We start from the raw sequence: 9,063 nt of genomic DNA, 5'->3' as shown, positions 1-9,063 counted from the left end.
GGAAAGAAAGACGAGGCCCGCGCCTGGACCGATAAGGCCCTGGCCGTCCCGCAACGCATGGCCGAGCGGATGAAGGCCGTGAGCGAGGAGGACCTGCGCCTCTGGTCCGGCCCGCGCCTGCAGCCGCGCCCCGACCTCCGGCTCAGCCTGGGCGTGGCGCGCTGCCTGCGCGGCGAGTACCAGCCGGCCGTCGCCGAACTCGACCCGGCACGCAAGAACCTGCGGGACCGGAACGCCAAGGGCCAGGCCACCCTCTGGCTCGCCCTGGCAAAGGAAAAGCAGGGAAAGGCCAAAGAGGCCGGGGCCCTGCTCAAGGAAGCCGAAAAGCTGAACCCGCGGTTCAAAGACCTCTACGACACGCTGAAAGCCCTGCCGCTGCCGGTATAAATTTCGGGGACACCATACTAAATTATGCGACTGATGCCCGGCTCCCGGCGCCCGGAGACCGTTTCAGCCGCCCGCCGCCGTCCGGATTCGCCCGGCGAATCCGCTCAGCGCCAGCGGCTGAAGCACCCCGCCGGGCCGCCGTGGTATACTATACTGATGAGAAGTGAATCAGAATAGTGAATCCGATCAGTGAAGTGAATCAGTATGGAGAGACAAATCGGGGCGAATGTCAGGGGGGACAAAACTATGCCACGCTTTAACTTGACGAGCCTCATCTGGAAAGAAGAATACGGCTACGTTTCCAAATGCCCTGAACTTGGTGTAGCCAGTGCCGGCGATACAATAGAAGAGGCCTTTCTCAATCTGAAGGAGGCTGTAGAACTCTATTTGGAAAACGCCGAAGAACTGGGCCTGAAGGAGGTAAACGATGGCGACTGAAAGAAAAAGCATAACGGAACTATTGAGGCTCGCTGCAGCACTCCCGGTAAGCGAGCAGTTAGAACTTATTGCCAGACTCTCTACACGGCTTGCAGGTGAGAAACCTGTCCGAGTCCAAAAGAAGACGTGGATGGAAATGGCCGGTCTGGGAGCAGAAATCTGGAAGGATGTTGATGCCCAGGAATATGTGTGCCGGGAGAGAGCAAGTTGGGAGAATTAGCGACATCTTTATCACTAACGACGCCGATCTAAAAGGAATTGAAGAAATCGAAGTGTTGATCCTGAAGGATCTGAACGCTGAACGACGCTGAAAGCCCTGCCGCTGCCGGTTTAAACGCTCCGCCACGGCGGACAAGGACTTCAGCCCGGGCGCCGTGGTATACTATAGTAATACGCCGTGAATCATAATGATCCGATCAGAGAACTGATTCACGAAAGGGGTGTTTTCAATGAGACAAGAGTGGATTCAATCAGACCCCGACATCATGATGGGCAAACCGGTAATTAGGGGAACACGGATTCCGGTTTCGTTAATTCTGGAAAAGCTGGCCGCCGGGGAAACGGTGGAACAGATTCTTCAGGCCTATCCCCGTTTAACGGAAGAAGCGATCCGAGCCGCCTTGGTTTTTGCGGCCGAGGCTGTGAAGGCCGACGTAGTATATCCCGTCCGAGAAGAAGTGAAATGATCCTGGTTGCGGATGAAAGCATCGACCGGCAGATCGTCGACCAGCTGAGAAACTGCGGCTATGAGGTTATGTGGGTGGCAGAAATGGAACCTGGTATCACAGACGCCGCGGTGCTTGATATGGCAAATTCGCGGGATGCACTCTTGATCACAGCAGATAAGGACTTCGGCGAGATCGTTTTCCGCCAGCGCCGGGTGAGCAAGGGGGTTATCCTGATTCGCCTCGCAGGCTTGCCTCAAGAAAAGAAAGGGCAGCTGGTGTTCACAGCATTGCAGAAGTACCTTTTGGAAATGTGCAATTCCTATACGGTCATCACGCCTAGCCGGATCCGTATCCGGAAGATGACTCCGCAAGCCTGATCATTCTGGCTGTTTTCTATCTCTCTAAACGCCCCACCGCGCGCACGCCTGATCGGGTGTTATAATCGCAATCCCTTCGCAGGTACCCAGACGCAGGAGGTGGTCGTCGCCGGTAATGACCGCCTCCGCCTTCGCCTCCACGGCACAGGCGACCACCTTGTTATCATCCGGATCCTCCTCCACCACTCGCGGTTCAGCCGCAGGAAAGACAAGGCGAGCCGGATGATGCAACCAGGCAAGCACTGGCGGCAGGTCAGGATGCCTCGCCACTACCGCAAGTTTCGGTCTGGCGAGCACCTCCGCCACTTCCTGCAGGCTGGCCGGGCTGATAAAAAGCCTGAGCCTACCTTTTAAGCAGGCTTCCAACAGCCGGGATGGCGGCCCATTCCACCCGATCGCTGAGACGATAACGTTGGTATCCATCACGATTCGTGTCAACGGGACCGAACCTCACGCAGGGCATCGTTAACAACCCCGGCGGAAAGGCCGGCCTCGCGCACCGCCGTGCGAATCCGGGCTAACGCTTCGGAAACCTTGGCGGTCGAGGCCTCTGCCGCAATCTCCCGGAGTTTTTTGTACTCTTCGTAATTCATCACTACCACCTTTTCTCTGGCCCGCCGGGTTATGATTACCTCTTCGCCGGTCTCCACGATCCGCCGGATCAGACGACCCAGAGTCCGCCTCGCTTCCTCCACGCCCACTACGTTTTCCATAAGCTTCACCTCCAGGTTTAGCTTACACCATCCTGACACTCCGGGTCAAGTAACAGGCACAGTAGCCGATCTTTTCCCTCTCGAGGCAGGAACGTGTAAACCGATGTAGAAAAATCCATAAAGCTGCCATCAACCGGATCCGACGCCCGACGCCCGACGCCTGACGACCGACGACCGAATACGTAGGGGCGGACCTCCGCGTCCGCCCGCCTTGGAGTGAATCGCATTGACGCAGCCCGTCCCCGGAGCACAGCCTCAGGTGCCGCCGCCCTACGACGATGAAATCGACCTGCGCGACCTCGTCCTCGTATTGTGGCGCTACCGCTGGATGATCACCGGCGTCTTCCTGCTTTCCATAGTGACCGCGGCCGTGATCAGTTTTCTCCTTCCGCCGGTCTACAAGGTCAGCACCACCATCGCCCTCGGGCAGTTCAACTCGCCGGTCTACACCAATCCCGCCGCGGCCAAGGAGGTCCTCCGGAGCGACGACCTCCTGCTGAAGACCATCAAAGAACTGAACCTTGACGTCCCCATGGAAGAGTTCAGGGGCTTCAAGGAGGACATCGAGGTCACCCCGGTGAAAGACACCAACATGCTGCAGGTCTCCATCATGACCACCGACCGCGCCGAGGGGAAGGCCGTCGTCGAAAAGATGGTGGAGCTGTTCAAGGAGGACTGCGCGCCGGACTACGAGGAGAACCGCACCATGCTGGCCAACCAGTTGACGACCGTCCAGCGGCGGCTGCTCGACGTGGAAAAGAGCATCACGAAGGCGAACGAGGACCTGGCCGCCGTCGAAGCCATGGCCGGCCTCAGCCGGGGCGAGCGGGACTTCCGCCGCTCCCAGGTCCTGGAGACCCTGCGCGCCTTCGAGGAGCAGCGCATCGGCCTCCTGGACCGCTACCTGGGCCTGCAGAAGGATCTGGACTCCCTGCGCCAGGTCACGACCGTCCGCTCCGCCCGGGAGCCGGTCTACCCCGAGAAGCCCAATAAGAAGCTGAACGTCGCCGTCGCCGGCGTCCTGGGCCTCATGCTCGGCGTCTTCGGCGCCTTCGTCCGCGACTACTTCCGCCGCAACCCGCTGAACCTCAAGGGAGGTGGCCCGGCGTGAACCTGCCGCCGGTCGCCCAGCCTGCCGCGATAGACCCGCGGGCGGTGGACGACATGCCCCTGCCCTGCGCCGCGTTCGCGCCTCTCGCCGCCGTGCGCCGCTACGCGCGGCGCCTCGCCGAAGGCACCGCCCTCGCCGGTCTCGACCTGCTCGCCCTCGGGGCGGCGGCCGGCCTGGCCGTGGCCGTCCGCGTCGCCGTCTTGCCGCGCTGGTTCGACGCCTTCCCGCCGCGCCTGCCGGCCGAAATCTTCACCCAGACGTGGTGGATCGGGCTCGTCTTCGTCGCCGCCTTCGCCTGGCAGGGGCTCTACACCCGCCGCCTGCCCTTCTGGCGGGAGTTCGAAAACACCGTCAAGGCCTGCACCCTGGGCTTCCTGGTCGTCATGGCCGTCGTCTCCCTGGGGAAAATGAGCGGCCAGGTCTCCCGCACCCTGCTCACCCTGGTCTGGCTCTTCGCCCTCGCCGCCGTCCCGGCCGCCCGCTACGCGGGCAAGAACCTCCTGGCCCGCGCCGGCCTCTGGCGCCGCCGCGTCCTCATCCTGGGCGCTGGCCGGACGGGCGAAATGGTCGCCGACGCCGTCGCCCGCGAGCCCTTCCTGGGCTACCAGGTGGTCGGCTTCCTGGACGACGACCCGGCCAAGCGCCGCCGGACCTTCAGCGGCCCCTTCGGCCGCCCGGCGCGCGTCCTCGGCGGGTTCGCCGACGCCGAGCGCGTCATGGCCGGGACCGGCGTCCGCACTCTGGTCGTCGCCGCCCCGGGCCTGCCGGGGCCGAAGCTGGTCAGCCTGGTCAACCGCCTCCAACAGTCCGCCGAAAAGGTGCTGGTCGTGCCCGACCTCTTCGGCATCCCCGTCGTCGGCGTCGAGGCCGACTACTTCTTCAACGAGCAGGCCCTCGTCCTGCGGGTGCGCAACAACCTGGCCAACCCGCTCAACGCCGCCCTCAAGCGCGTTCTCGACATCCTGGCCGGCGGCGCCGCCCTGGCCCTGTGCCTGCCGCTCTTCGCCGTCATCGGCCTGGCCATCAAGCTTGATTCCCCCGGCCCCGTCTTTTACCGGTGCAAGCGCCTCGGCCGTAGGGGCCGCGAGTTCGACTGCTGGAAGTTCCGCACGATGTACCTTAACAACGACACCATCCTGCGGGACTACCTGGCGGCCGATCCCGCCGCCCGTGAGGAGTGGGAGCGGTACGCCAAGCTCCGGGGCCGCGACCCCCGGGTGACCCGCGCCGGCCGGTTCCTGCGCCGCTTCAGCCTGGACGAGCTGCCCCAGTTAATAAACGTCCTGATGGGCGACATGAGCCTCGCCGGCCCGCGGCCGTATCTGCCCCGGGAGCGGGAGCGCCTCGGCGACCACGCCGCGACCATCCTGCTGGCCCGTCCCGGCCTCACCGGATTATGGCAGGTCAGCGGCCGCAACGACGTCGACTTCGACGGCCGCCTGTACCTCGAATCCTGGTACGTCCGCAACTGGTCCCTGTGGCTCGACCTGACGCTCCTCCTGCGTACCGTGACCGTTGTCCTAGGGCGGAAGGGGGCGTACTAGGAACAATGTTGCGGGATTACCGTGACCCGATCCACGGTTTTATTAGCGTAGATGACTGTGAACAGGAGATTATCGGTACCCGTTACTTTCAACGGCTGAGAAACATTAATCAACTGGGTACGACTTTCCTGGTGTACCCCAGCGCGATGCATACTCGATTTGAGCACTCTCTCGGTACGCTCTTTGTAATCGATAAGATGCTAAGCGGCCTGGTGGCGCGGCATGGCGAGACTCTGGGATGGCGGGGAGAAGATATTAACCGTTACCGAACTCTGGCACGCCTGGCCGCCCTGCTGCACGACCTGGGTCATCCACCGTTTTCACACGCCGCCGAGGACCTCTTGGGACGTAGCAAGAGTGGCAGCAAGATAAGACACGAGGATGTGACCTACCGACTTATTACCGAGACGGAAATCAGCAAAATCATAGACAAACACCACGGCAAGGGCACGAGCGGCATAGTGGCTCAAATCGCGGTTGGCACGGCACGGGAGGAGTATGCCGCCCGTATTCATATGAACGCCCTCTCATATTTGTCTTAGACCGCGGCCGTTACGAGCCGCTCAAATCGAAATCCGCCGTCGTTCGCCGTCTGAGCAAAATCGAAAAGTGCCGTATCTATGCGGAACCGACTATTAGGTCCGATGTGCAGGAATTTGCCGAATGCTTTTGGCGTGAAAGAGAATCACGAAGGAGGTCACGGTAATGAGCCAAAGGTTGATGCGGTTGGCCGCCTTAGCACATATTACAAGACTTGGCGAGGAAGAAGGTCACGGTGTCGGGCACACCCTGATACAAAAGGTGATCTATCTTCTGCAAAGTGCACTGGGTATTGATTTAGGATACAGATACAAAATCCACTACTTCGGACCATACTGCCAGGATGTGTGGGCGGATCTTACCTACCTGGAAGACGTCGGGGCGATGACTATTGAAGCCAACCCTTCGGGTTTCGGTTACAGCATCGCCCCCGGCTCACGCATTGATGAGGTGATGCGTTTCGCCGATGAGGACGTGTGCCGCGAGGTGGGGCGGCTGGTGCGCCTGCTAGGTCATCGCCCGGTCAGAGAACTGGAATGCCTTGCTACTACACATTTTGTGTATAGCGAGCTGGCCCAAGAGCACAACAACGTGCCTCGGGTAGAAGTTATTGCCAGAGTCACCGCTCTGAAGCCGCACCTGACGGAAGGCGAGATTAGCAATGCCCTCACGGACCTGAGGGACAACGGCCTGTTATGAACCCGTCGTTATATTCCCACCATCCTGCTGGCCCGCCCCGGCCTCACCGGACTGTGGCAGGTCAGCGGCCGCAACGACGTCGATTTCGACGGCCGCCTGTATCTCGAATCCTGGTACGTCCGCAACTGGTCCCTGTGGCTCGACCTGACGCTCCTCCTGCGCACCGTGAGCGTAGTGCTGGCAAGGCGGGGGGCGTATTGAGTGATTAAAGGCTATGTTCCTCCCGTGTTAATTGGCACAGGTGAATAAGGGACGAAGGGGACTGTGATTTCAAGAACGTTCTATTCAGTGTTTAGGGGGAGGGAGGTGAAATAATAGCTGTTACTATCGGTGCATACCAGTTCAGTGGTCCCTATTCGAGTACCAGTAGCCTTGAGGATAGATCCGGTGTATACGCAGTAATTGATTCTAGATCTGATGGCTATCACTTGATAGACGTAGGAGAATCCGCTAAAGTACGAACCCGTCTCGAAACCCATGATCGCTGGGGCTGTTGGAAGGCTAATTGCTTGGGTGATATCCGATTTGCCGTACTATACACCCCATACAAGCAACAGAGCGGTAGAATGGAAATCGAACAAGACATCCGGGATCGTTATGTTATACCATGCGGGGAAAGATAATCAATAATGATGGCCTAGGTAATGGCAGCTTCAGCGGTGTTAGACACACAGTCCCCTCATCCCATCCTTCGCGATGCTCCTCGGCCAGGTATCTGAAATCATACTATGCGGTTTGCGGCTCGAAACCGACAGTGAGAACAGATGGATTATGTACCAAGGTGTCTTGGGATAGGCCTGAAGGCTATACCCGTAGCTGAGATCCATTCGCAAATAGGCTACCTCGACGGATTGTGCAGTCTTTGGCTTGTAGGGGTTAGTAAACACATGCTGCCAGTATTGAGACGATGTGGGATTTGTGTTATGAAACGTGAAGCCAAGTACTTGTCTGTGATCGTGGTCTTGACTGGGTTAGCTAGTCTCGTTGCCACAATGGACGGAGTCCGAATTTGGACTTCATTACTAGCTCTAGGGATTCTTCTCTTGGTTACCGTAACAGTGGACTTAAGAAGTTCAACAATCACACTTAGTCCGGGCGTTGTGTTTTCAGTGTTTTTTGCAATATTCTTCCTTATTCGTCCGATATACCTGTTACTTTTTCCTCAGCCTGATATTCGGTTCCTTAGGCATAGCCCTAATTCATATTCGATGGAAAATACAATTGAAGTTGCAATAGTCCTAGCCCTATTAGCGTACTCTGTTTTTTTCATAGCGTATTTTGCCATTAAACTCGGAGCAAACAGAGTCACAATGCGGATCTACAGTGGCTCGGATGCTCCTTTGAGGACCCGCAGATGGCTATTATTTATAGCACTCCTTTTTACCCTAATATCTTTGCTCTCGTTCTACAAGTTGACCTTGCTTAATGAGGGATCCTATGTCTTACTTGGGAGCAAGCAGGAGCTTAGTAGAGGCCACACAGTCTTATATTGGTTGAGCTGGTTGATAAATGATGCCTTTCTTATCTCACTTGCCGTATGGAGTAACCGTTGTTCCCATAAGCGTGCTCTTTTCTTGACTGGCCTGGGTCTGTTGGCGGGTCTAGTTAATCTCAGCCTCGGATTTAGAGAGAACATTATTCTACTGCTAATAGCCTCTATCGTGATCTGGGAGATTACTAACTCGAGACGTGTTAATGTCCGTAAACTTGTTGCTCTCGGATTAATCATAGTTGTTATCACGCTTTCATTCGCTCTTTACAGACAGGCAGTCTCAGGTTCGGATGCCTTAAACCTTGATTTGATATCCCGATTAACCAGTGATCTTAACCCATTTGATGGTTATGTGTCAACTATATCAACAATTCCTTATGAGCGCGACTATTTTTATGGCCAGACTATGATGGATATTTTTCTATATGCAGTACCGAGAGATTTTTCCCCGGATAAGCCAGATTATCTGGGCCCGCTTCGCTTAACGAATATTCTATATCCCAACCTTGCTGCTGCGAACATTACGATAACTACAACCATTCTTGGAGAGCTATATAGTAATTTTGGGGTTGCTGGAATGCTTATTGGATTAGGCTTTGTGGGCAGTCTGCTTGGTTGGATAGGTAGTCGTAGATTCAAGTACTCCATCTTAAAGATATTGTTGTTTGCCATCTTTGTGGGATGCCTTTCGCGTTTAGTCCGTACTGGTGTCTATGGCACAGTTCATTTGTATCTAATGCATGTCTTGCCGCTTATTGTTGCATACTTGGGATACCGTCTTATCCGAATAAGCTATCAAAAGGAACAAAAAACATGGCACTAGATTCTTGGACTGTAAAACGGAGGTTTTCCGGGTGAGTCATCAAGGGTTAACCATATGGCTTACAGGCCACAGTGGAGCAGGAAAGTCAACCCTGGCGAGGCGAGTCGCGCTTGAACTCAAGAACCGTGGATGCCGTGTTGAGGTTTTGGATGGTGACATTATTAGAAAGGTTTTTTCCCCTACCCTAGGTTATACTAAGCTTGACCGAATGGAAAATATTCGGCGCATCGCGTTTTTGGCAAACATCCTGTCCAAAAATGGCATTATTGTG

Annotated in this window: 14 protein-coding genes; 12 read left to right on the top strand and 2 right to left on the bottom strand. The window is 56.8% G+C overall.

The annotated features are described in order from the left end of the window. From QMC81_11115 to QMC81_11095, 5 genes are all read left to right on the top strand, one after another. Positions 1-387, top strand: a 387-nt coding sequence (locus QMC81_11115; GenBank protein ID MDI6908018.1) for a hypothetical protein, incomplete at its 5' end; no start/stop codon positions are given. A gap of 246 nt (positions 388-633) precedes the next feature. After that, entirely contained in the window at positions 634-825 is a 192-nt protein-coding gene (locus QMC81_11110; protein MDI6908017.1) for a type II toxin-antitoxin system HicB family antitoxin, read from the top strand. After that, positions 815-1,045, top strand: a complete 231-nt coding sequence (locus tag QMC81_11105) for a hypothetical protein (protein ID MDI6908016.1) — start codon at positions 815-817, stop codon at positions 1,043-1,045. Before QMC81_11110 ends, QMC81_11105 begins: the two co-directional genes overlap by 11 nt. Positions 1,046-1,274: 229 nt before the next feature. Beyond that, positions 1,275-1,511: a DUF433 domain-containing protein gene (locus tag QMC81_11100; protein ID MDI6908015.1), complete on the top strand. Its 237-nt coding sequence runs from the start codon at positions 1,275-1,277 to the stop codon at positions 1,509-1,511. Then, the gene (locus tag QMC81_11095) at positions 1,508-1,870 is read left to right on the top strand and encodes a DUF5615 family PIN-like protein (GenBank protein ID MDI6908014.1); all 363 of its coding nucleotides are present in this window, start codon (positions 1,508-1,510) and stop codon (positions 1,868-1,870) included. The genes QMC81_11100 and QMC81_11095 overlap by 4 nt, the downstream gene beginning before the upstream one ends. Before the next feature lie 24 nt (positions 1,871-1,894). Here the strand turns inward: QMC81_11095 and QMC81_11090 are convergent, their stop codons facing one another. Continuing rightward, positions 1,895-2,308 carry a putative toxin-antitoxin system toxin component, PIN family gene (locus tag QMC81_11090; protein ID MDI6908013.1) on the bottom strand — a complete coding sequence of 138 codons (414 nt, stop codon included), beginning with the start codon at positions 2,306-2,308 and terminating at the stop codon, positions 1,895-1,897. Beyond that, positions 2,305-2,583: a type II toxin-antitoxin system Phd/YefM family antitoxin gene (locus tag QMC81_11085; GenBank protein ID MDI6908012.1), complete on the bottom strand. Its 279-nt coding sequence runs from the start codon at positions 2,581-2,583 to the stop codon at positions 2,305-2,307. The genes QMC81_11090 and QMC81_11085 overlap by 4 nt, the downstream gene beginning before the upstream one ends. Positions 2,584-2,809: 226 nt before the next feature. Here QMC81_11085 and QMC81_11080 point away from each other — a divergent pair, with 226 nt between their 5' ends. The 7 genes from QMC81_11080 to QMC81_11050 form a co-directional block, all read left to right on the top strand. Then, positions 2,810-3,694 (top strand): Wzz/FepE/Etk N-terminal domain-containing protein, encoded by an 885-nt coding sequence (locus QMC81_11080; protein MDI6908011.1) that lies wholly within the window; start codon positions 2,810-2,812, stop codon positions 3,692-3,694. Beyond that, the gene (gene wbaP, locus QMC81_11075) at positions 3,691-5,238 is read left to right on the top strand and encodes an undecaprenyl-phosphate galactose phosphotransferase WbaP (GenBank protein ID MDI6908010.1); all 1,548 of its coding nucleotides are present in this window, start codon (positions 3,691-3,693) and stop codon (positions 5,236-5,238) included. Before QMC81_11080 ends, wbaP begins: the two co-directional genes overlap by 4 nt. Positions 5,239-5,243: 5 nt before the next feature. Further along, complete coding sequence (locus QMC81_11070) at positions 5,244-5,780, top strand: HD domain-containing protein (GenBank protein ID MDI6908009.1); 537 nt, start codon at positions 5,244-5,246, stop codon at positions 5,778-5,780. Between the two features lie 163 nt (positions 5,781-5,943). Continuing rightward, positions 5,944-6,477: a hypothetical protein gene (locus tag QMC81_11065; protein ID MDI6908008.1), complete on the top strand. Its 534-nt coding sequence runs from the start codon at positions 5,944-5,946 to the stop codon at positions 6,475-6,477. A 27-nt stretch (positions 6,478-6,504) separates the two neighbouring features. Continuing rightward, on the top strand, positions 6,505-6,678 hold the full coding sequence (locus QMC81_11060) for a sugar transferase (GenBank protein ID MDI6908007.1): 174 nt from the start codon (positions 6,505-6,507) through the stop codon (positions 6,676-6,678). 722 nt (positions 6,679-7,400) lie between these two features. Next, the gene (locus QMC81_11055) at positions 7,401-8,792 is read left to right on the top strand and encodes an O-antigen polymerase (protein ID MDI6908006.1); all 1,392 of its coding nucleotides are present in this window, start codon (positions 7,401-7,403) and stop codon (positions 8,790-8,792) included. A gap of 31 nt (positions 8,793-8,823) precedes the next feature. Beyond that, positions 8,824-9,063: adenylyl-sulfate kinase (locus tag QMC81_11050; protein MDI6908005.1), on the top strand; the 240-nt coding region annotated here is incomplete at its 3' end.

The sequence above is a fragment of the Thermoanaerobacterales bacterium genome, from assembly GCA_030019475.1.
Taxonomy (GTDB): Bacteria; Bacillota; Desulfotomaculia; order Desulfotomaculales; family JASEER01; genus JASEER01.
Note: the sequence above shows the minus strand (reverse complement) of the source record. Positions and strands in the feature narration are given on the sequence as shown.

Bases quoted from the DNA above. Each gene is read 5' to 3' on its own strand.
- QMC81_11110 (MDI6908017.1), top strand. From the start codon at position 634: ATGCCACGCTTTAACTTGACGAGCCTCATCTGGAAAGAAGAATACGGC.
- QMC81_11105 (MDI6908016.1), top strand. From the start codon at position 815: ATGGCGACTGAAAGAAAAAGCATAACGGAACTATTGAGGCTCGCTGCA.
- QMC81_11100 (MDI6908015.1), top strand. From the start codon at position 1,275: ATGAGACAAGAGTGGATTCAATCAGACCCCGACATCATGATGGGCAAA.
- QMC81_11095 (MDI6908014.1), top strand. From the start codon at position 1,508: ATGATCCTGGTTGCGGATGAAAGCATCGACCGGCAGATCGTCGACCAG.
- QMC81_11085 (MDI6908012.1), bottom strand. From the start codon at position 2,583: ATGGAAAACGTAGTGGGCGTGGAGGAAGCGAGGCGGACTCTGGGTCGT.
- QMC81_11070 (MDI6908009.1), top strand. From the start codon at position 5,244: ATGTTGCGGGATTACCGTGACCCGATCCACGGTTTTATTAGCGTAGAT.
- QMC81_11065 (MDI6908008.1), top strand. From the start codon at position 5,944: ATGAGCCAAAGGTTGATGCGGTTGGCCGCCTTAGCACATATTACAAGA.
- QMC81_11055 (MDI6908006.1), top strand. From the start codon at position 7,401: ATGAAACGTGAAGCCAAGTACTTGTCTGTGATCGTGGTCTTGACTGGG.